The organism is Dorea sp., from assembly GCF_977044405.1.
Genome location: NZ_CDRRQK010000034.1, coordinates 1 through 22,463, shown reverse-complemented (window position 1 = coordinate 22,463; position 22,463 = coordinate 1). Strand labels below are relative to the sequence as shown.

Here is a 22,463-nt window from a genome sequence, read left to right as displayed (position 1 = left end):
AACTATATGTCGCCAAACGAATTCGAACGAGTGTATGAAAGAACAAACACTGAGCCTGAGCTTCTGGCAGGTTAAAATGAGGAGAAATTTCTCATTTTAACTTGTACTAAATCTTGACATAGGACCATTTTGTATATTTTTTTCATTATACCAGCTGTTGCTTTATCACTAACAACGTCATAAGCAACTGATTTTCCAATACTTTTAACCGATTCTTTCCAATTAATTTTAGGTTTTTTTACTTCTCTCGTTCTCACAGTTGAAACCACATAATTTGTCCCTTGATTTGCCACTTCACCTACAACACTTCGAGCAATAACGGCTCCGATTCCACTCCCCGGAATTAAAGCTGTTATTCCTGCTGAAACATAATCTCCAATAGTGGAAGAAGGTCTGAAAATATTAATACCATGCTTTCCATCTTTAATATTTTCTAAAATATCCCCTACATACTGCGTTCCAACACCAACAGCAATTGCAGCTACCCAAATCTCACCTTCAACATCAACTCTTACAACCGGATTATTATCACAATACCCATACAGATTTTTATCATGAAAATCTTTTTTTACAGATAATGTGTCAATATTATCTGCATTTACAAATCGACGTACCTTCGGATCATAATACCTGTCATTCAGATAATAGAATCCTGTCTCTACATCATAGTAGTATCCTCTATAGCGGAACGGGTTCTTCTTCGCCAGGTCTACTCCTGAATTGTCTGTGGATGCCAGTAGTTTTCCCCAGCTGTCATAGGTATATGTTACTACCTGGTTTCCGTTACTGTCAACGATTCCTGTGATATCTCCCTGCAGGTTGGTCTGGTAGAAGTAGAGCTTGTCTTTATAGTCTACAGCGAATACGTTTCCTTTATCATCGTACAGGAAGTCCATACGTTCTCCGGCATCTGTCTTCTGTGCGATGACTGCGCTTCCGTTCAAATAGTAGTGTGTAGTTCCGTCTTTTCCAATCTTCTGGATTCTTCGTCCGTCACTATCATATACATATCTAGTTATATTGCCATCTTTTTCTACCTGTACCAGTTCTCTTCCTTTTTCCCAGCTCAGTTTCATGCCAAGGTAAGTCAGTGGATTTCCCATATCATCGTAGGTAACTGTACTTCCGTTATAAGATGTCATCTGGTCTTTCCATGTGTTGCCGTATGCGTAGCTGTCGGTCAGTACCAGTGTCTGTTTTCCATCTTTTACGGTGTACTTCTTATATTTTAGCAGGTTGCCGCCGGCATCGTATTCATAAGTACGTATACTTCCTTCTTTAGAGTGTGCCTGAAAAATATTTTCTGCAAAATATATCGTAAAGTGGGATATATAGATTGCAGAAATATTTTTCATACATACTCTGATTATATGTTCGTTATATATCAGAACATACGTTCTGTTAAGATGTATTTTTATACAGCATATCTTTATACAGCGCTCCATCTCTTACGAATATAGCGAACCGGCCACCGGCAGCTTTTCTTATACTTTGGCACGAAAAAAAGGAACGAAAGTCTTTTCAAACCTTCGTCCCTTCTTACTTATTCGCCAACTAATTCGTATTACTAGCAGCAATCTTCACCTTACTCCACAGATTACTGATCTCTTTCTTCGTCTCCTCGTTATACTCGAAGACTTCATCATTCTTATTATCTGTTCTTGGCATGTATGCGTCGATTCCTTCGAACTCTCCGCCCTTGCCGTACAGGTCTTCCATAACCTTCTTATTGGCCGATGTATATCCTACATAGCTTGAGTTATCATATGCTCCGTCATAATCACTTGCGTAATTGATGAATGCATGCGCAAGTTCCGGATTCTTCGCATTCTTCGGGATAACCATAGAATCAGACCAGAGGTTGGTTCCGCCTTCCGGCAGGTAGTATCCCATATTTTCATTCTCATTTATAACATACGTTGCATCTCCGGAATAGATCAGACCAAGCGCCTTTCTTCCCTGTGCCATGTTGTCGATGATCTCATCGGTTACGATCTCCGGCTTCATGGTCTGTACACACTGTACCAGCCAGTTATATGCCTCCTGGATCTCACTTTCATTTGTCGTATTCATCGAATATCCAAGCGCTTTTAATGCCATCATGAATGAATCACGCTCTGAATCATACAGGTAGATATCGCCTTTATATTTCTGATCCAGGAAAATGTTATATCCCTCTTTTTCCAGATCCTTTACGTCCACCTTCGTCTTATCGTACATGATTCCAACCGTTCCCCAGAAGTACGGAACGGAATATTCATTCTTCGGATCATACGGAAGTCCTTTTACTGCATCATTTAACTTATCCATGCAGTCAAGTTTTGATTTATCTAACTTCTGCAGATAATCTTCGGAAATGAGTCTCTGGATCATATAGTCACTTGGTACCAGAATATCATAGGCTTCGCCGTTGGCAACCTTGATATACATTTGTTCATTTGAATCAAAGTTCTCCAGAAGTACGGTTGCTCCTGTCTCTTTCTGGAAGTCCTGGATGATATTTTCACCCACATATTCACCCCAGTTATAGATACGGAGTGTCTGTCCTTCATATGGAAGCGGTTCTTTCTGATGATTATATGTCACCACTCCGGCAACCAGTGCCAGTGCACACGCAACTGCAACCGCAGGTGCCAGCACATGTCTCTTCCCGATGCTTCCTCTCTTCGCACGCTTTGCGAAAAGCACCGGTGCCACGTTGATGACCAGCAGTACAATCGTAATGATAAGAACCACCAATGTCGAGATCGCATTGATACTTGGGTTGACACGTTTACTCATCGTATACACCATGATACTTAAGTTCTTCACGCCGCGGCCGGTTACAAAGTAAGAGATGATAAAATCATCCACCGACATGGTAAATGCGATCAGCGCCCCGGCTACGATGCCCGGTGTGATCTGCGGCACGACAACTTTGGTAAGTGCCTGCCATGGTGTTGCTCCTAAGTCCATCGCCGCATCCGCAAGGTTCGGGTCCAGCGACTTGATCTTCGGCATGACCGATAACATCACATAAGGGATACAGAATGCGATATGTGCCAGAAGCATGGTCACATACCCTTTTTCTACATGGAATGTGATGAATAACAGCATGAATCCAATCGCCGTTACGATCTCCGGGTTCATGATCGGCAGGTTATTCGCCTGTTCCATCAGATCACGTACCAACTTTTTCGACTTGCTGACACCGATCGCCGCGATCGTTCCCGCTACTGTTGAGATAAATGTCGCAAGCAGCGCGATACTAAATGTCGTCGACAGCGCATCCATCATATCTGCTGACTCCAGCATATGCTTATACCAGCGCAGTGAAAATCCCGTAAAGCTTGTCAGGGATTTTCCATCATTAAAGGAAAATATAATCATGTACAGGATTGGAACATAGAAGAACACAACCGCCAGTATCATAAGGATTTTCCCAATTGGACGTTTTCCCTTATTATTCATAACGATTATTCCTCCTTTCCACCCTGATTACGAATCTCTATCTTACGTACTACCATCATAAGCACCATCATAATGACCGCCATGATCATGGATATGGCACTTCCGAAGTTCCACTCTCCAACCGTAATGAACTGGTTCTCGATCATATTTCCGATGAGGAAATACTGACCACCGCCAAGGAGCTTTGGTATGAAGAATGAGCTGACTGCCGGAAGGAATACCAGTGTGATTCCGTTGATGATTCCCGGCACAGACAGCGGCAATGTCACCCGGCGGAATGTCTGCGCCGGACTTGCTCCAAGATCCGCACTTGCTTCCAGAAGTGAATGATCCATCTTACTAAGTGCCGTCTGGATCTGCAGGATCATAAATGGCAGGAAGTTATATACCATACCAAGAAGTACTGCCCCTTCTGTATAGAGAAGGGATCCTTTTCCAAGTCCAACCAGATGTAAGATTCTCTGGATCAGGCCGCCGTCACTTAACAGACCGATCCATGCATACGTTCTTACAAGCATATTGATCCACATCGGGATCGTAATTGCAAGGATCAGTGCATTCTGCTTCTTCTGCTCACTGCGTGCAATATAATATGCGATCGGATAGCCAAGTAACAGACAGATGATCGTTGTCTTCACCGCAATCACAATGGAACGCCAAAGGATTAACAAGAAATCCGGGTCGGTAAAAAATTTGACATAATGTTCCAGTGTAAATGTAAAGGATAAGATGCTGTTTCCCTGATCTGTCACAGAATAAAGTGCGATCAGAACCATCGGGAATACTAACATCAGTACCGCCCACACGATATACGGGAATGCTAACTGTGAAAATTTCTTCATCTTAGAATACCACCTTCGGCATCACGTGGATATCTTCCGGGAAGAATGTCAGGCCGACCTCCTGTCCTTCCTCCGAATAATCCGTTGTATGAATCTTGAACTCACGTCCTGTGGTTGAAAATGTAATCTCATACACGCCTTCTGTTACTTCTTCCGGATCAAAGTCATAGTCTACGCTGATGTCTACACTCTGATCTTCGTCCGTAAGTTTCCATCCCTGAGCGTTCGCCCATGTCTTAAGATCTGTATCCAGTGCCTGAGATTCTGTGATCTCGTCTACCGTCTTGAAGAAGTTGAACGCCATAACACCTTCATTTGCCTTTTCATTCTTAACGAATGGCTGGTTGACTACGAAGATGGTTCTCTCGATGCTGGTTCCGTTCGCTGTGCTGAATGTAACCGGATACTGGCCTTCTTTTTCTTCCAGCTCGTACTCAATATTTGCAATGGAAATGTATTCATCACTTTCCGGCTCCCATGCCTGAGCATTGGATAATGCTACGATCTCTTTATCATCCAGATTTGCCACATCTTCTACGTCTACATAGAAGTTATTGGCGCTGATCTTCTCTTTTCCATCTTCGCTTGTCACGTCATGGTTGCGGATGACACGCATGTTGACAGTAACACTTGTTCCCGGTACGGTCTCAACCATGATCTCATAGTGTACACCTTTGAACAGGACGCTTAATACCTCTCCTGTCATCTTGCCGTCTTTTACATCCACGATATCGATATCCTCCGGACGGATCACGACGTCTACCGGTTCATTTTCCTTGAATCCATGATCGACGCAGTCGAATGTAATATCATCGAAACGGACTTTATAATCTTCGATCATTCTTCCGGAGATGATGTTGCTCTCTCCGATGAAGTTTGCAACAAACCGGTTCGTTGGCTCGTTATAGATTTCCTGCGGGGAACCAATCTGAAGGATCTCACCTTTTTGCATAACTACGATCTTATCCGACATCGTAAGTGCTTCTTCCTGGTCATGTGTTACGAAGATGAATGTAATACCGACCTCCTGCTGGATACGCTTCAGCTCATACTGCATTTCCTTACGGAGTTTTAAATCAAGTGCTGCCAGAGGCTCATCAAGAAGAAGGACCTTCGGTTCATTTACCAGTGCTCTTGCGATTGCTACCCGCTGCTGCTGACCACCGGACAGAAGTGTTGTATTCTTATCTTCATAACCTTCCAGGCCGATCAGTTTTAACATCTTCATGACCTTCTGGTCGATGATGTCTTTGCTCATCTTTTTCAGTTTTAATCCGAATGCGATATTCTCATATACACTCAGATGCGGGAATAATGCATATTTCTGAAATACGGTGTTCAGTTCACGCTCGTATGGCGGTTTGTTGGTAATGTCTTCATTATCGAAAATTACCTTTCCTTCATCTGCATCCAGGAACCCTCCGAGGATCCGGAGCAGTGTGGTCTTACCACATCCACTTGGTCCTAACAGGGTTACGAATTCATTTTCATATATATCCAGGTTGATACCTTTTAGCACAACCTGCGAATCAAAGCTTTTCACAATATTGCGAAACTCTATTAACTTTTTTTCTTCCATTGTCCTCTCCCTTCCCTATTTGTGCCATGGGGACAGGTATTTGTGGCTTTTTTGGTGTCCCTTCTGGCTTTTGCAATCTACGGAACCTGCCACTGGCAGCTTCCTCCGAACGCATGGCGATAGAAACCGCCAATAGAATCTTCTATATATTGTCCCCTATAATTTTTGTTAAAATATCGGCGGCGTTGTAATCCACAGTATCTTCGCTGGACTGTTCCCATGATTATAAAGATAGTGGCTCTTCGCCCCGTCCATGTAAAACGTCTCATGTGCTTTTACTTTATATTTTTTACTGCCGCACACGATTGTAATATTTCCTTTCAGCACATAGCCAAATTCTTCGCCGGTATACGACGTCTGGACATGACTTTTCTTATGCGGATAGAGCGTCATAAGGATTGGCTCCATCTGATTCTTCTGTGCATTTGGAATGATCCATTCTACCTGATAGTCTTCTTTCTCATCCACGAAGAAATCATCCGCTCCGAATACAATCTGTGTTTCTTCCTCTTCGTGAAAGAATTCCGACAGGTTACTTCCAAGTGCCTCCAGAATATCCTCAAGTGTCGCAATACTTGGTGCTGTCAGATTACGCTCCACCTGTGATAAAAATCCCTTCGTAAGCTCACTTCTCGAAGCCAGATCTTCCAGTGTCAGATCATTCTGCTTTCTAAGCTCCCGGAGCTTTTTTCCGATATCCACACTTTCACCTCCATATGTCCAAAAGTTTTCTATTACTATACTTTTTTTTCAAAAATACCGAACAAAATTTATTATACACGTGTCTATAGATATTGCAAGTGAAATGCATGTAAAACTATAAATACCTTCCCAACATTTCCTTCACTGTACTTTCAATCATTTCCATAATTTCCACACATTTCTCTTTTGGAATACCGGCCCCCATTCCCGATCTTCCAACAATTGCCAAACAGTCCAGCACAGTAATCTCATCTGCATTTATTTTGTGCGATCTTAATAGACAGTTCAATAATAACTTTCCCCAGTTATCCGGAAGACTGTCTGCAAATACTCCAAACAACCCTTGAAAATAATCCTTTGTTGGAATATACACCTCTTCTTTTAATGGTAATGAAAATGGACTTATTGGAAAACCATTTTCAATCCACTCTTTACTATATTGAAATGCTACCTTGTGTCTGGCTGTCACTGCAAGTGTTCCTACTAACTTTTCATTGTAGAACACTTGTAATGAATTATCTCGTTTCATTGATAACCTCCTGAATATCCTTATACGGAACCTCTGTGAACATATTTCTTATCTCATCTGCGCAATCTAATGCCATTGCAATTTTAGTCAATGATAATAATGATATCTTTCCTGTGGTTTCAAATCTTTTGATCGAACCATAACTTACATTACACATAGCTGCTAATTTTTCCTGTGAAATAGAACGTCTTTTTCTAATATTCCGTATTCTTTTCGCAAGTTTCTGATCTATTTTTTCTGCTGTTTCCCATACAAATTGTTTCATATATATGCCTCTCATTATAGATAATATTTTATCCATTTTACCGTTATTTTACACATTATAGATATTATATTATCTATAATAATATCATTTTTCTTTTGTGATAACAATGAAAAATAGCTATACAATACTCCTTTGTATTATATGTAATTTTCATATTTTCCCACCTGCAAACAATAACTTTGTGCTATCATTAATTTCAGAAATTTTTGTAGAGGTAAATATATGAACAAAATACATAAATCTTATTACCACCTCCCAGGACTCTTCGAATTTTACGAATTGTACCGTGTATTTCTTCCATTATTCCGGAAACACAGGGAGTACTTTTATGACTGGTGCGAGATTGGATCAATCTATGGTGCGCCTTCGGACTGTCTCTGGGGCGGTGGACGTACTTCGTTTGGATATTCTGATCCTGAAGATGTGCTTGATCTGATGTGGGAATATGGTATCTCGGTCCGGCTGACATTTAGTAATTCCCTGTTACAGAAAGAACATCTTGCAGATAAGAAATGTAACGATCTTTGTAAAATGTTTGAGTCCGCCCAGACACAGAACACACAAAACGGTGTGATCGTCCATTCAGATCTTTTATTAAACTATCTGACAGAAAACTATCCTGATCTCTATCTTATCTCTTCTACCACAAAAGTTCTGACAGATTTTCAGGATTTTCTAAATGAAGTAAAACGCGAAGAATTCCGCTATGTTGTACCGGATTTCCGGTTAAATAAAATGTTTGATAAATTAGATCGGATGTCGCAACACCAGAAAGATAAAGTGGAATTTCTATGCAACGAATGCTGCTGGTTCGGTTGTAAGGACAGAAAGACTTGTTACGAATCCGTCAGCCGTAAGAACCTCGGCGAACCTGCCCTGGAATATCACTGTGCTTCACCGGATGGAAACGAAGGCTACCGGTTTTCTAAGGCGATGGAGAATCCCGGATTTATAAGCATTGAAGATATACAGAACATTTACATGCCGATGGGATTTTCTAATTTTAAGATTGAGGGACGGGGGCTTGGAAGTGCACTGATTCTTGAATTTTTGCTTTATTATATGACTAAGCCAGAATATCAACTGCGTGTTCGTGAAGAGATTTATCTTGATAATATGTTGGATCTTTTCTAAATCAGGGACGTATATTTATCTTTTAGTATTCCGCAAATACAACAAAAAATAAAGAAATAGAACTGAAAAACCTGCCAATGGCAGGTTTTTCTATGTTCTAAGCAATATTTATTATCTCTACTTCTTCTATATCTCAAACGTCTCCAGATCATCCGGCACATACAGATTACCATGATAATACTGCTGTCCTTCCTCTGTATACAGCTTCTTTCGCTCAGCCAGGTGGGTCTCCTCTGTGTGATACAGTAAGAGATTCGGCACGCCAAGTTCTTCTGCAAGCTGACATGCTTCTTTTACTGTGCTGTGATGCTTCTCATACGGCTTGAACTTATCTGCCTCACCGAACAGGCAGAATGCCTCATGAAGCAGCCAGTCACTGTCTTTCACATATTTATAATTCACCTCATTATATGGCTCATCACCGACGCAGGTGAATTTCTTACCGCTCTTAAGCTGCATGGTGAATCCGAACTGTTTCGCCTTTGTCGAAGCAATGTCGAAGAATGTCACAGGACACCCAAGGATGTTTCTGCTGTCTCCGTCTTTTACGACATCAAACTGGATTCTCTCACCCATATGCTTACAGACTTTCTGTTGGATTGTCATATTGGCAATTGCCTGGATCTTCTCTGCCAGTTCCTCATGGCAGTAGATGCGAAGGTCGCCTTCATATTTTCCCTGATTCATTCTCTGCCCGATCATGCGCACCAGCCAGATGATTCCAAGTACGTGGTCTACATGTTCATGTGTAACGAAGATGTCGTGAATATCATTCATATCGATTCCTGTGTCTTTTAACACCTTCAGAATACGGTTCCCGCCACCTGCATCTACGAGGAAATGTTTTCCCTCATCGCTGATCGCATAGCAGGTATTGTAACATTCGCTTACGGTTGCATTTCCGGTTCCTAATATTGTTAATTTCATAATCCGTCTCCATTTCATCTCTGGTTTTCGTACTGTCTTTTTCAGTACATCTATCAGCAGTATAGCATACTTTTTCCGACTGGTTATGTACTGGATTTTGAAATAATATTCATTTTTTCTTTTTATAATATAAATATACTAAATATTTTCTATCTCCCTGATAATATCTCCAAAATCCTCTCCAAGGTCATACACGATCACCTTACGAACGTATGGCGATACAAAAATGAGCCAGCAGGGACGGGGAAAATTCCATTTTCCCCGTCCCCATTGGCCTATCTTGGCATTCCTTTTTCTTCATCCGCAACATACTCAAAGAAATCAAAGTCCGCATAATGCTTATGCAGCACTCTGTCCGCACAGGTCAGTCCCACGAATGTTCCTGTGAACTCCCCGTACTTGCAATACTCATCTGAGAATTTCGTTGTATCAAATGGTCCGCCAATCTTCACATACTGCTCTCCGTCATAGCTCCACTCGAACCATGATTTTCTTCCTTCGATATTCAGACGTAAATAAATCGGCACATCCTCTACCGGGATTCTGGTGTTCAGAAGCTCGGTCTTGGTTCCATTTTCCAAGTGGATGATGGAAAGTGCGCTCTGTCCCAGTGTCTGGCTGTAATATTTCCGTAGGTTGATGTAGTTCATGTTGTCGTAGTACATGATAAGACCTGCGCTGTGCTGGTGTACTTCCGGCTTGAATTCCATCTTGGTCGTCACTCTTGCGTAGACACTTGTAAGCTTTCTTGCAAGGATACTGACTTTATTAAGTGATGTTCTGGACTCCTGTCCACGGATTCGGACATAACCCGGACGAGCCTTCACATCGGCAAATCTCTGTGGCATGATTCTTGGTGCATAATACCAGTTACCAAGTTCCTCACCGTCAAAATCATCAAAGTCAGGAATCTGTGGAACCGGATATTCCGGAAGTTTACTTTCTTCCACATATTCTTTTGCAAGATTATCATCATCATACATACGGAGCCATCCGTCATCTGTCCATTTCATCTTCTGGATCGCAGTCTCGCGGCCTAATGTACAACGAAGTTCCGGTGCAAATGGTCTGGCACACAGATGTACAAGATATACTTCTCCAAGCGGAGTCGCTACATAACTTCCATGTCCGGATTTCTGAAGCACACTGTCCGGATTGTAATATTTCGGTTTCAGATGATCCGGATCCTGACGCTCATAAGATACGCCCGGTACACTTGTCACGATCGGGTTGGTCGGGTCGCCTTCATACGGTCCCCATACATTTTTGGAACGTCCCATTGTAACGCAGTGGTTATAACCAGTTCCACCTTCTGCGCACATGATGTAATAATAGCCATTACGTTTCGTCAGGTGCGGTGCCTCGATACATCCACGGTCCGTACCGCCGTTCCAGATACGCTTTGGATAGCCGATGACTTCTTTTTTTTCAGGAGAATATTCTACCATGCAGATCGCACCTGGTTTTTCATATCCTTCACGTGTCTCCCACTCAAGAGAAACCACCCATTTTCTTCCATCATCATCATGAAGTATCGATGCGTCAAATCCTGCCGAATGCAGATACACCGGATCACTCCATGGTCCGCGGATGTCTTTTGCCGTGATCACATAGTTGTCCACGTCAAAATATCTTGCATTCATGGAATTCATCACACCATACACTACATAGAACAAGTCTTCCTGCTCACAGTACGTCAGGCATGGTGCCCAGATTCCTTTTGCTGACGGAAGCTTCTTAAGGTCCACTTGCTCATCGTCTGTCAGCACGTGTGTATACAGTTCCCAGTTCTTCATATCTTTCGAATGATACACCGGAATTCCCGGCATCCATTCAAATGTTGATACTGCTATATAATAATCGTCCCCTTTTCTGCAAATGCTCGGGTCCGGGTTGAATCCTTTAAAAATCGGGTTATGAATCATGACTTTTCCTCCTCTATGACAAGCTGCCGTCGCATCAATAGACTGGCATTTCATTTCTCTTTTCCATCTTCAATCTATTATTCCAAGCCTTCAATTACACTCTCGGAAACCATCCAAAGTCCACACATCTTCCAAGATCCCAGCTGTCCCAGCCGGTCCAGCCCTTCGTATTGATCGTATCTGTCAGAAGCTTATAGCTCCAGTAGAAATATCCGCTTCCTGCATTCCATGCCGCAAGCTGTGCCTCAGCCACTGCCTGATAAATCTTCTTCTTTTCTTCCGCTGTTACAGCACTTTCCACTTCTCCGTCCAGTCCGTTAAGTACTGACTGTCCGCCCTTGGTATCCCATCCGCATGCCAGCGAATTGAACAGACACCATTCACCACAGATTACAGGGAAATAGTTTTCCATTTCTTCGATGTCTTTTTTGAAATGTTCTTTGATATATGTCGTATATCCTTCCACCGTCTGCTCGCATCCATTCGACTCTGCGACCATCAGATACTGATGCGTATCCAGAACAACATTCTTATACTTTTCTTCCTGCATGTAATCTTTCCATGCTTTCAGTTCAAATCCGTCATGGATGACTACATATTTTTCCTCCGGCATATATGCGCGGATTCTGTCGTATGCTTCTTTGTAGAACTTTTTTAAGAAATCAAGTGTCACAGGTCCGGAACCTTCTGCCAGTTCCGGATCGACTGCCGGATATCTCTCCGGCACATTCATGATCTTCCACATATTTTCTGTGACCGGCTCATTAATGATCTCGATGCCCCATAAGCCTTTTCTTGTTCCGTAGCGCTTAGCCAGACGTTCCAGAACGGTCAGGACGAATTCTACTTCTTCCGGGTTCTGTGCCCATTTGCACACCCCGCTGATGCCTCCGTTGTCGAATCCATTCTGACTGAGAGGAGCCGTGTGAAGATCGATCAATACCTGCAAACCATACGCTTCCGCCCAGTTAAATGCCTTGTCTAATTCTTCGATACATCCAATAAATGGTTCTCTGTCTCCAAAGATAAAATACGGAACCGGAATTCTGACAGCCTCCATTCCCATGGATTTGATCGTTACAAAATCACGCTCTGTAATGTATTCGGAACGATGGATCTTGATCCTTGCTTCATATACTTCTTTTGAAAGCTGTCTTGGCAGATAGTATTCATCTTCCGCTGTCGTCCCATCGAATAATGCCGGGCTCATCCATTTTTCCAGTACCAGCCAGTTTCCAAGATTGACTCCTTTTACTTTCATGATTCATTTCCTCCTACTTTGCCTGACGTGCTTTCAAATCTGCAATGATCTGTGGGAACTCTTTATCCAGTTTCCAGAATTTCATAATAATCAGACCGCATGCATACACTGCGATCGGAATCCACACGAAGCAGATCTCGATCGAACGGAGTGCAGATGCTGACTGCACTGCTGCATCTCCTACATATCCGCCGACTTCCAGAATCATACCAAGAAGTGCAGATCCGATACCATTTCCAATCTTATATCCAAAACTGCATGCACTGTTTACCAACCCTTCGGTACGGTATCCGGTTTTCCACTCACCATAGTCGATCGTATCAGATACCATTGCCCACATGGTTGCACCGCCGCATGCATTACCAATACCACGGATCACACTGGATACTACGATTCCGGCCATGGAACCACCGGCAAAATTAAGAAGTAACATTCCCACAATATCCAGTACCAGACCGATGGAGAATACATTTCTCTTTCCGAGGCGTTTTACCAGCATTGCGATGAAGAACATTCCAAGAATCTGTACGATATTGAAGATTCCGTTGATTGTTGATACAAGGTTTTTATCACCTAAAATGTCTTTTGCATAATACACAGTTGCCCCGCCATTTACCGAATACATCAGGAAAAATAATGCAAGCATACCTGTCATCATAATCCAGTATTTGTTCTTGAATAATGCCTTGATGCCTTCTTTGAATGGTACATCTTCTGCTTTTCCGTCTTCGCCTGCAGATGCCGGTTTTACTCTTTCTTTTGTTCCGAAGAAGTTAAAAAGGAATGCCACAACCGCTACCAGTCCGAATACGCAGAATGTCTTTGTCTATGCAGATGCGTTGTTACCGAATTTTTCAACCAGTGGTAATGTAAATGTATTGATTGTTAATGTTCCTGCTGTTGCTAACAGATTTCTGAAAATACTCAATACAGATCTTTCATACGGATCCTGTGTCATCAGCGCATTCAGTGCGGAATATGGCACATTGATTGCTGTATAAATGACTGTGGATACCAGGTTATATGTAATGAATACATACACAAGTTTCGGAGTTGCTGCCCAGCTTGTCGGTACTGAGAAGAGCAGGATTCCCGAAATTGCAAACGGGATACACATCCGTAAGATCCAAGGTCTTGCTTTACCGAATTTTGACTTTGTACGGTCAACGATCATACCCATGATGATGTCACTGACACCGTCAAAAATTCGTGATACCATCATAATTGTTCCGACTGCCAGTGCACTTACTTTCGCATAGTCCGTATAGTAGAACAGTAAGAATGCTGACATAGCAGTATAAATAATGTTACATCCGAAATCCCCACATCCATAGGAGAATCTTTCAAATACTTTTGAAAAGGTCAATTTGTTCTTTGATTCCATCGTATCTTTCCTCTTTCATAATAGACTTACTATATACGTTTTGTTCTTTGCGCACTGAACAACCTTTTGTTTACGCTATTATAGTACCATATGCGATATATGCCGGATAGGTCTTATCGTATGCAAAATATAGGTCGATATTCTCTTTTTATGTTTCTTATGTTATACTACACTCATATCTGCAGATCCCGCAGCCTGCCAGAGAATATAAAAAAACCTGTCACCCTCAGCTTCTCTTGCATACTTTGGTATCCATAAAGACCTGCTGCTTATATAATCTATTACTTTTTTACAATATTATCTGAAAGGAGACCTTAAATCTATGCCAAAGCTTAGTTCCACACACCTCCGGTTTACACCCAAAAAGAAAACTTCAACTTCTGACTCTCCAGATGACTCCACCTTCTCCTACGAAGTCATCTCCACCCTGGAATCTACCGGTGTCCACTTCCGTACCTCCATTGATCCCGGAAGTTATGTTCCCGCCCATCTGCATCACGCCGTGGAGATCATCTACTTATTAGAGGGCAGCCTTACCGTCACGATAGAATCATCCGTCCGCGAATACCACGCCGGAGAATGCGTCCTCATCAACGCTGATATCATCCATTCAACAAAATGTACTGCACCGAACAAGGCAATTCTTTTCCAGATACCACTTTCATTCCTGTCTCTGTATCTGCCGGATGCCGAACAGCTGGTATTCAATCTGGATAACCCGGAAGGCAGCGATATCCGGCGCACCAAGTTAGACATTTTCAAAGATACACTGACACAGATGCAGATTGTCAACGACATCCGCCCGGAAGGATTCATCCTGCGTTTTAACAGCCTGCTGTTTGAAATCCTGTTCCAGCTTTTTCACAATTTTTGTATCCGTGTGGTCCACAGCAACCAGTCCCAGCGCGACAAGGACCGCGTAAGACTTGACACCATTCTGAATTATATTAACCAGAATTACCGCCGGCATATCAGTATTGAAGAAATCGCCGGAGTTGCCTACCTGCAGTCCGGATATTTCTGCCGTTTTTTCAAAAAATGTATGGGAATTACGTTTTTAGAATATCAGAATGAATTACGACTTTCTTATATTTATCAGGATATTATTGCGACCGATGATTCGATCAAAGATATACTGGAAAGACATGGGTTTACGAATTACAAGTTATTCCGCCGGATGTTTTCCGAACACTTCGGCGCTACTCCTACGGAAGTGCGGAAGATGCGGGAATAACCCACAGGGGCATGGATTCGTTGCGACCGTGAAATTGATGCAATGAACCCATGCCCCTGTTTTAATTGTAATTTCTGTAGACTATTATTTATATAATTTTTTCATCACCTGACAAGCCAACTGTAATCCTTACGGCAATCAAGAATATATTCCACATATACAGTATCGTCTTGGATTTGGTAAAGAACAAGATACCACTTTTCAATAAACAACTTGTGATATTTATTCGGCGTGATATACAGCCCCTCAAAAAAAGGAAAACGTTGCGGCACCTGAGAAAGAGAACACATAGCAGTCATAATCTCTTTCTTTTTTTGCTACCGCCGCCTGTTTGTTGGCCTGCGCCATAAAGCGGATATGTGTTCCCAACATTCTTTTTGCCCTGTCGGAAACAATAACTTTATATCTTTTGTTATCTGCCATATATTACACTTCGCCAATGACTTCATCGAGATATGCATCAAGTTCGTCAAGAGTGCAGCCGCTTCTTCCTGCAATCTACATGCCATGGGAAATATTCGATTTCTCCCGGGAGTTTGACACATTGAAATTCAAGCATATAAGCCACGTGGACATTAATTTTCGGTTTTTTCAGTGTCCCCTGTGGCCTCAATTTACTCCCTGTCGATTTTGTGATAAATTATATCTTATAATAAGTTTTCCAGAAGCTGCCACCGCTGCTGACAGCTTCTTCCAACACCAAACAACACATACGATAAAAGGCCGTGATCTCACATATGAATAAAAACTCAACCATAAAAGAAAAAATCAAATATTTATGTAAAACGCACAATCTTTCTTACAAAGATCTGGCAGATCGTCTGGACATATCCTCTTCACAGATCAGCCGTTTTCTAAATGGCAAAACCCAGACGATCAGTCATGAATTACTTGGGAAGATCGCCCGGGAATTCGGTGTTACTTCTGATTATCTCCTTGGACTACAAGATGCCCCCGAATTACAGAACGAAGTCCCAGACAAGCTGCCGGGTGATATACACGCACAAGATATCTCACACATTCCGATGCTTCTGATGAGTACAGCATTTCCCATCGGAGGCTGCATGGATTTTATTGAATCACTTCAGGGTGAGGATACGAGGAAGATGGCATACGCCGAATATTATTATTTCAGCGGCCAGCATGAAAAGGCTGTTAAGCTGACGGAATTATATCTGGAACATCCGGATAAGATGCTGAAGTTATCTGCATGTCTGATCTATACATTTGCCAATCTGTCTTTGAACCGTATTGTATCGGCAAGATTTGGCCTGGAGAAGCTAAAAAGCAGTCTGACGACAGCATTTACAGAAAGCACGGATAAAAAAGAGACTGCAATGTTGGTCTTCGCATCAACAGCGGCACAGACGTTATTACACCTGCCGCTGGGAGATACTCCTCCGCTGACACAGTACCTTACTTATCTTCCGCAAGGCATGCAGATGTGGGGATGTTACGTACTTGCACATGAGGCATATCTGAATAAGGAATATGCCAGATCATTGGGAATCGTGCAGACTTGCACCATACTTTCCGGGGAAATATATCCAATCGCGATGATCTATCTGAATCTGATCGCCGCAATGGATGCCATGAATCTGGAAGACCGGGAAATGGCCAGAACATACTTTATGAATGCATGGGAGATTGCCCGCCCCGATGACCTGATCGAAGCACTTGGCGAGCATCACGGATTGTTACAGGGCCTGATCGAGACATGTATGAAAGAAGAGTATCCGGAAGATTACGAACGGATCATAGCAATCACATACCGCTTCAGTTATGGCTGGCGGCGGATTCATAACCCTGAAACAAAAGAAGATGTGGCAGACAATCTGACCACGATGGAATTTACAATTGCGATGCTTGCAAACAGAGGCTGGACAAATGTAGAAATAGCGGAATATATGGGCGTAACCCCGCGGACAATTAAGCAGTATCTCACAACGATTTATAATAAACTGAATATAGATAACCGCAAGCAATTGACCGCTTACATGTTGCGATAACATGTAGCTTGCAGGAATAATTTTTTCAGGCATACTCTGATATAAGCAATTGCAAAATTGCAAACAGAACATCAAAAAATGGGCATTTTCTAAGTTGAAAATGTCCATTTTTTTACGAAAACGGACGATGTGGAATAAGGATATTTATTGATACAATAAAAGAAACCAAAAGACATTTTATCCGCTGATGTAAAGATCAAAAACAAGAGAAAATGTCTGATAAGCGAAGAAAATATACTTATATAGAAAGGAGGAATCACATTATGAAGAAAAAGAGCATAAAATGGATAATCGGAATTTTGCTTGGAATCATCATTATTTTCATTGGGGGAGTTTTGAAAATATATTATAAGAGACTGGCAACTGCTAACAGCATTGAAAAACTGACATCTTATGACGATTATAACTTGTACAAAATAGATATCAAATACGATTACAGTTTACGAGATGTCCTGAATTACGGCATCAAAGATAATCAGTCCTTTATCGATGCAATTATCTCAGAATCACTTCCGTATCTTCCGGTACATATTAAGGTTCCGGATTTTGGATGTAGTGCATTTACCGCAAAAGAGTCTGATGGAACTGTCCGGATGGGACGGAATTATGATTTTAAAAATGACACCTCTGCAATGATGGTCCATTGCAAACCAAAAGACGGATATGAATCTATTGGATTCACTGCACTTGATAATCTCCAGGCAAATCAGCCGGATGAAAGCATGAAGAAAAAACTGGCGTGTATCACTGCACCTTTCATATGTCTGGATGGAATCAACGAAAAGGGTGTCTCCATAGCAGTCCTTACGCTTGACAGCGAGCCGGTTTTTCAGAACAGAGGAAAAGAGGTTATCGGAACAACTTTAGCAATAAGACTCGTCTTAGATCAGGCGGCAACAACGGAAGAAGCAGTTGCATTACTGGATAACTATGATATGTTTGCAACGAGTGGCAGGGATTATCATTTTTATATCACGGATGCATCCGGTGATGGCTGTGTTGTTGAATACGATTGTGAAAATGAAAATCGCGATATGATCGTTACGAAAATCGATGCAATCACTAACTTTTACGGAGCATATATAGAACGTGTGGAACCGGATCAGAAGAATGGAATCTACGGACATGGGAAAGAACGTTATGACCGTATTGTAGAAGTGCTGGATGCATCAGCAGACAACCAGACAGAAAAAACTGCCTGGGAAGCACTTAAGGCTTCATCACAGGACCCGAATCCGGAAAATGTTACAAGCAATACGCAGTGATCTATCGTCTATAATAATACCAAAAAGAATGCCAAAATTGCGATACGTCGGAAGTGGGATCAGGTAGAAGCATTTGATATTAAATGAATATAAAAATAAACCGGCAAGGATATGAAAAATTCACTTTTTCATGTCCCTGCCGGCTCTTACTTTTCTATAATTACTGTCTTCTATAATTTCCAGGATAATATATACTTCCACCAAGCATTAAGATTCCCGGTGCAATGTAATTAACATTCTTAATCAGATAATCCCAGATTTTGTCTTTTAAACTTTTCTTTGTTGTATTCATATTATCCCCTGTCAGTGGTATACTGATGTCCTTTCATAATCACATCTACTTTTTCCAGTCACATATTACCACTGTTCGGCGATTCTTACAATATTCGCATTGCCTTTTTGTGTATCTTTTACAATGCATTTATGGTGATTTTCAACAATTTCCGATAGTTAATCACAACCACCGGCTTAGCCGGTGGTTTGCTTTGACCCTATAAGGGTCTGTTACCGGCATTGGAGTCTAAAGACTCATCGAAATAGATTCGCCAACCGCAACATCATTTACTCACTAAGCCCTTTCGGGCTTATCTTTATTTGTTACGTTTTACTGGCTCACCCGTGAACGGGTCAATATACTCTTTCAGTGTCATTTGATCATATTCCAAATCACTCTGTAACTGATTTGCTATATATTCCTGTATTTTCTTCGCATTTTTTCCTACCGTATCTACATAATATCCCCTGCACCAGAAATGTCTATTTCCGTATTTGTACTTCAAATTGCATGGCGTTCGAATATCATTAATGTACTCTTACCTTTTAGATATCCGACAAAATACGATACGCTTATGCTTGGTGGAATTTCAACCAACATATGCACGTGATCTGGACATATTTCTGCTTCTACAATTTTTACACCTTTTCTTTTGCATAGCATACTTAATATATTTGCAATATCTTGCTTAATCTTTCCATATGCTACTTTTCTTCTGTATTTTGGTGCAAAAACGATATGATACTTACAATTCCATTTCGTATGTGATAAACTATTACTATCCATATGGATACCTCCTTTGTTAAATAATGCGGTTGGCGAACCTAACATTATTATAGCACTGGAGGTTTTATACTGTAAGCTGAAGCAACTTCAACCACCCGCACAGCAGGTGGTTTATTTGTTTTCCAAAGTTCCGTTTTTCGGATCAACGAAAAACGGAACTTTGGAAAACAGGGCCTTGCCCTAACAACAAAAAGGAATCCACACACGAATACTTTGTATGTGGATTCCCTTTTAGTTCATATTATTTTTTCATACTATTCTTTAAAATCAAAGGTGTCATTTTTTCCATAAGCGAATCTGCTATACGGTTTCCCTTATCATTTAAGATTTTTTGTTTTTGTTCACGCCCCCATTCTACAGCTTTCTGTAGATCTTCTGGTCTTTCACTTAATACAACATGATCTTCTTTCATAATACAGACACCTCCTATCTCTTCTCATATTTGATACCTACATTATAGCAGTTTTTCAGAAAATTATCAGCCGCCTTTTGTAAATCTTTTATGTTTTTCGCTGCATTATTCCAGTCTACAGCGTCATTAAATAACATAACCGCTTTTTCATAATTATATTTCATGGTCTTTACTAAATATGATATATTTCCCAAATTTGTAACAACCACCATCATTTTTACGCTTTCATATCTCAGTAAAAACTGTATGTCTGCTAATGAAAGTGCTGACAACGATGGATGATTATGTAATACTATTACTACACAATCTCTCGATGAATAAATCAAATGATACGCTGTAGAATTACTTAATGGATCAACATTATGCTCTGCTCCTAATGAAACTCCTATATATCGTTCACCTTTCTCTATAAGTTTAATATTATCAAGGCTATACGTAATAGCAACTTCATTTGAATCATTTTCATCTTTAGCTATTTTTAGTACTTGTTTTGCTAATTCTTGAATATTATCATATTCTTCTTCCGCTATTTCTTTGTACTGTATTCTTGGTACTTTGCTTATTGCTTCATCCGTAATCACTATTTTATGATTACATTTCTTTGCCATTTTCAAATCATTTAAACTATTCACGCTTCAATCACCTACTCATATTTTATCAGATTTCTCTTTGGCTATCCTTAACTAATATTGTTTTTCACTATATTTATAAATTTATTTTTCCCCTTTTAACTTATTTTATTTGATTTTAACTTTGCAAATGTTAAATGTCAATATTGTAATATTTTAATATTTATAAGTAAATATCATTAACAAAAATAAAGGACCACGTCCAGCTTATAATTGACGCAATCCTTTATTTATCATTTATATAATTCACCTGATGTCTTACTCTTGATAATCATTATTTCATTATCTCAGATTCTTAATCTGCGATTTCTTACAAATTCTTCTTATCTGTTAGCAGCCGCAACACGTCTTGCATCTCTCATGATCTGTCCTGCTGCATAACCATTTCCAGACATCACTGCAGAAGCCGCCGCAAAATACTCTGCATTATCCAGGACATATTTTTTAAAACGCTCTGCCAAGCTGACCTTTTTCTCAGTGTTATTCATTACCATTGTATTTTTAATTGCTACTGTACTCATATTGACCTCTCCTTTTTTATTATCTATATATTAGTTATCTTTGTTTTCCGTTTACATCTTGTATTTTAGCCTTGTTTTCACTTTCAAACCAGTGCTATAATTATCTTATTTTAAGACGATATTGACATTTACTGTTCATATAAAGGAGGATATTATGGCAAAAGCATATCACGAAGCACTCCATCCACTTGGCAATCTTGGAATACAGGTATCTATGGCAGCACTTGAAAACACACATATTCCGGCGCACTGGCACGAAGCCATGGAGATCTTATTCTGCCTGAACGGATCCGTCCGCATTCATGTCGAACACGAACACCTTATGCTTCAACGTAATCAACTGATTGTTTTTGATTCCAAAGAGGTACATTCCATACATTCAGATTCTAATCTGTATATGTTTCTTTGTATCCACGTTGACAAGAAGCGGCTCTCTGTCTACTGTCCCGACCTGGAACTATATCATATAAAGTGCCGCCCGGTCCCTCTGGATGATCCGAAATCCACCCAGTACATCCACATCTGCCAGCTTGCACATGATTTGACACGTATGAATGTAGAAAACGAAAGCACCAGTGCCATGCGTTCGGACGGCACGGCATTGCTGATGCTTGCAGATTTGATTCGTTATTTTTCTGTGTACTCACTTCCGGGAGTAACTATCGGAACCAGCCAGTCTAATGATACTCTGCGGGAAATCATCTCGTATGTAAATGAACATTATACCGAGAAACTTTCGCTCGAAGAAGTAGCAGATCAGGTTGGATTCAGCAGAGAATATTTCTGCCGTTTCTTCAAAAAACATATGGGTATTACGTTCCTCCGCTACCTGAATGAGGTACGGATTTCTCATGCGGGACGTCTCCTTATGAATACAGATATGTCAATCTCTGAAGTAATGAACAAAAGCGGTTTTAGCAATCAGACAATTTTTAATCGGCTCTTCAAAGAAATCTACGGACTGACACCTCGTCAGGCACGTAACAACTATGCAGAAAATACCACTTCATAAAGCCAGCAGGGACGGGGAAAAATCCGTTTTCCCCGTCCCCAATGGCCCAATGGCTTACACTTCTTTAAACTTCGGATGCTTGGACAATGCCATTGTCACTGCAAATCCAACAACAAGTGAGATCAGAATTCCGATCATATAATTCAGCATCCCGCCGGACTTGATGCATACGAATCCGATGATTCCTGCTGCTCCTGGGGAGATATTCTGAACATTTGTCAGTGTCACATAAGCACATCCTACAGCAGAACCGAACATTGCTGCATAGAATGGATATTTCATCTTCAAGTTGACTCCGAACATTGCTGGTTCTGTAATACCAA

Annotated in this window: 19 protein-coding genes and 4 pseudogenes; 5 read left to right on the top strand and 18 right to left on the bottom strand. The window is 41.1% G+C overall.

Annotation, left to right across the window (positions count from 1 at the left end; genetic code table 11):
* Positions 1-71 precede the first annotated feature (71 nt).
* The 7 genes and pseudogenes from ACWJAF_RS12660 to ACWJAF_RS12630 all read right to left on the bottom strand — a co-directional run bounded on the left by ACWJAF_RS12660 (position 72) and on the right by ACWJAF_RS12630 (position 7,367).
* Positions 72-1,355 carry an RHS repeat domain-containing protein gene (locus ACWJAF_RS12660; protein ID WP_448864389.1) on the bottom strand — a complete coding sequence of 428 codons (1,284 nt, stop codon included), beginning with the start codon at positions 1,353-1,355 and terminating at the stop codon, positions 72-74.
* 199 nt (positions 1,356-1,554) lie between these two features.
* Positions 1,555-3,450 carry an extracellular solute-binding protein gene (locus tag ACWJAF_RS12655; RefSeq protein ID WP_448864387.1) on the bottom strand — a complete coding sequence of 632 codons (1,896 nt, stop codon included), beginning with the start codon at positions 3,448-3,450 and terminating at the stop codon, positions 1,555-1,557.
* A 5-nt stretch (positions 3,451-3,455) separates the two neighbouring features.
* Positions 3,456-4,292, bottom strand: a complete 837-nt coding sequence (locus ACWJAF_RS12650; protein WP_296030267.1) for an ABC transporter permease — start codon at positions 4,290-4,292, stop codon at positions 3,456-3,458.
* 493 nt (positions 4,293-4,785) lie between these two features.
* Positions 4,786-5,871: pseudogene (locus ACWJAF_RS12645) on the bottom strand (ABC transporter ATP-binding protein); the annotation flags it as partial.
* Between the two features lie 168 nt (positions 5,872-6,039).
* The gene (locus tag ACWJAF_RS12640; RefSeq protein ID WP_296092482.1) at positions 6,040-6,573 is read right to left on the bottom strand and encodes a helix-turn-helix domain-containing protein; all 534 of its coding nucleotides are present in this window, start codon (positions 6,571-6,573) and stop codon (positions 6,040-6,042) included.
* Between the two features lie 115 nt (positions 6,574-6,688).
* The gene (locus tag ACWJAF_RS12635) at positions 6,689-7,102 is read right to left on the bottom strand and encodes a HipA N-terminal domain-containing protein (RefSeq protein WP_448864385.1); all 414 of its coding nucleotides are present in this window, start codon (positions 7,100-7,102) and stop codon (positions 6,689-6,691) included.
* Positions 7,089-7,367, bottom strand: coding sequence for a helix-turn-helix domain-containing protein (locus ACWJAF_RS12630; protein ID WP_448864383.1), 279 nt, complete (start codon positions 7,365-7,367; stop codon positions 7,089-7,091). Before ACWJAF_RS12630 ends, ACWJAF_RS12635 begins: the two co-directional genes overlap by 14 nt.
* A 222-nt stretch (positions 7,368-7,589) precedes the next feature.
* Here ACWJAF_RS12630 and ACWJAF_RS12625 point away from each other — a divergent pair, with 222 nt between their 5' ends.
* On the top strand, positions 7,590-8,501 hold the full coding sequence (locus tag ACWJAF_RS12625) for a hypothetical protein (RefSeq protein ID WP_448864381.1): 912 nt from the start codon (positions 7,590-7,592) through the stop codon (positions 8,499-8,501).
* Between the two features lie 126 nt (positions 8,502-8,627).
* Here ACWJAF_RS12625 and ACWJAF_RS12620 read toward each other — a convergent pair whose 3' ends face one another.
* The 4 genes and pseudogenes from ACWJAF_RS12620 to ACWJAF_RS12605 all read right to left on the bottom strand — a co-directional run bounded on the left by ACWJAF_RS12620 (position 8,628) and on the right by ACWJAF_RS12605 (position 13,998).
* Positions 8,628-9,428 carry an MBL fold metallo-hydrolase gene (locus ACWJAF_RS12620; protein ID WP_448864379.1) on the bottom strand — a complete coding sequence of 267 codons (801 nt, stop codon included), beginning with the start codon at positions 9,426-9,428 and terminating at the stop codon, positions 8,628-8,630.
* Positions 9,429-9,703: 275 nt separating this feature from the next.
* Positions 9,704-11,407 carry a glycoside hydrolase family 43 protein gene (locus tag ACWJAF_RS12615; RefSeq protein ID WP_448864377.1) on the bottom strand — a complete coding sequence of 568 codons (1,704 nt, stop codon included), beginning with the start codon at positions 11,405-11,407 and terminating at the stop codon, positions 9,704-9,706.
* Positions 11,408-11,447: 40 nt separating this feature from the next.
* Positions 11,448-12,614, bottom strand: a complete 1,167-nt coding sequence (locus ACWJAF_RS12610; protein ID WP_448864376.1) for a glycoside hydrolase family 5 protein — start codon at positions 12,612-12,614, stop codon at positions 11,448-11,450.
* A gap of 13 nt (positions 12,615-12,627) precedes the next feature.
* Positions 12,628-13,998, bottom strand: a pseudogene (locus tag ACWJAF_RS12605) (MFS transporter).
* Between the two features lie 502 nt (positions 13,999-14,500).
* On the opposite strand from ACWJAF_RS12605, the gene ACWJAF_RS12600 reads away from it, so the two are divergent.
* A complete protein-coding gene (locus tag ACWJAF_RS12600; protein ID WP_448864375.1) occupies positions 14,501-15,232 on the top strand; it encodes an AraC family transcriptional regulator in 732 nt (243 codons plus the stop codon).
* 246 nt (positions 15,233-15,478) lie between these two features.
* On the opposite strand, the gene ACWJAF_RS12595 is transcribed toward ACWJAF_RS12600, so the two are convergent.
* Positions 15,479-15,655: a hypothetical protein gene (locus ACWJAF_RS12595; protein ID WP_448864373.1), complete on the bottom strand. Its 177-nt coding sequence runs from the start codon at positions 15,653-15,655 to the stop codon at positions 15,479-15,481.
* Between the two features lie 314 nt (positions 15,656-15,969).
* On the opposite strand from ACWJAF_RS12595, the gene ACWJAF_RS12590 reads away from it, so the two are divergent.
* Positions 15,970-17,241, top strand: coding sequence for a helix-turn-helix domain-containing protein (locus ACWJAF_RS12590; protein WP_448864371.1), 1,272 nt, complete (start codon positions 15,970-15,972; stop codon positions 17,239-17,241).
* A 263-nt stretch (positions 17,242-17,504) separates the two neighbouring features.
* Positions 17,505-18,506 carry a linear amide C-N hydrolase gene (locus ACWJAF_RS12585; RefSeq protein WP_448864369.1) on the top strand — a complete coding sequence of 334 codons (1,002 nt, stop codon included), beginning with the start codon at positions 17,505-17,507 and terminating at the stop codon, positions 18,504-18,506.
* 160 nt (positions 18,507-18,666) lie between these two features.
* Here the strand turns inward: ACWJAF_RS12585 and ACWJAF_RS12580 are convergent, their stop codons facing one another.
* The 5 genes and pseudogenes from ACWJAF_RS12580 to ACWJAF_RS12560 form a co-directional block, all read right to left on the bottom strand.
* Positions 18,667-18,798: a hypothetical protein gene (locus tag ACWJAF_RS12580; RefSeq protein ID WP_448864367.1), complete on the bottom strand. Its 132-nt coding sequence runs from the start codon at positions 18,796-18,798 to the stop codon at positions 18,667-18,669.
* Between the two features lie 298 nt (positions 18,799-19,096).
* Positions 19,097-19,566 (bottom strand): annotated as a pseudogene (gene tnpA / locus ACWJAF_RS12575) (IS200/IS605 family transposase).
* A 241-nt stretch (positions 19,567-19,807) separates the two neighbouring features.
* Complete coding sequence (locus ACWJAF_RS12570; RefSeq protein ID WP_448864365.1) at positions 19,808-19,978, bottom strand: hypothetical protein; 171 nt, start codon at positions 19,976-19,978, stop codon at positions 19,808-19,810.
* A 14-nt stretch (positions 19,979-19,992) separates the two neighbouring features.
* Positions 19,993-20,610 carry a hypothetical protein gene (locus tag ACWJAF_RS12565; RefSeq protein WP_448864363.1) on the bottom strand — a complete coding sequence of 206 codons (618 nt, stop codon included), beginning with the start codon at positions 20,608-20,610 and terminating at the stop codon, positions 19,993-19,995.
* 320 nt (positions 20,611-20,930) lie between these two features.
* On the bottom strand, positions 20,931-21,128 hold the full coding sequence (locus tag ACWJAF_RS12560) for a hypothetical protein (RefSeq protein WP_448864361.1): 198 nt from the start codon (positions 21,126-21,128) through the stop codon (positions 20,931-20,933).
* Between the two features lie 154 nt (positions 21,129-21,282).
* On the opposite strand from ACWJAF_RS12560, the gene ACWJAF_RS12555 reads away from it, so the two are divergent.
* On the top strand, positions 21,283-22,140 hold the full coding sequence (locus ACWJAF_RS12555) for an AraC family transcriptional regulator (protein WP_448864359.1): 858 nt from the start codon (positions 21,283-21,285) through the stop codon (positions 22,138-22,140).
* 54 nt (positions 22,141-22,194) lie between these two features.
* Here ACWJAF_RS12555 and ACWJAF_RS12550 read toward each other — a convergent pair.
* A pseudogene (locus ACWJAF_RS12550) lies at positions 22,195-22,463 on the bottom strand (PTS sucrose transporter subunit IIABC); the annotation flags it as partial.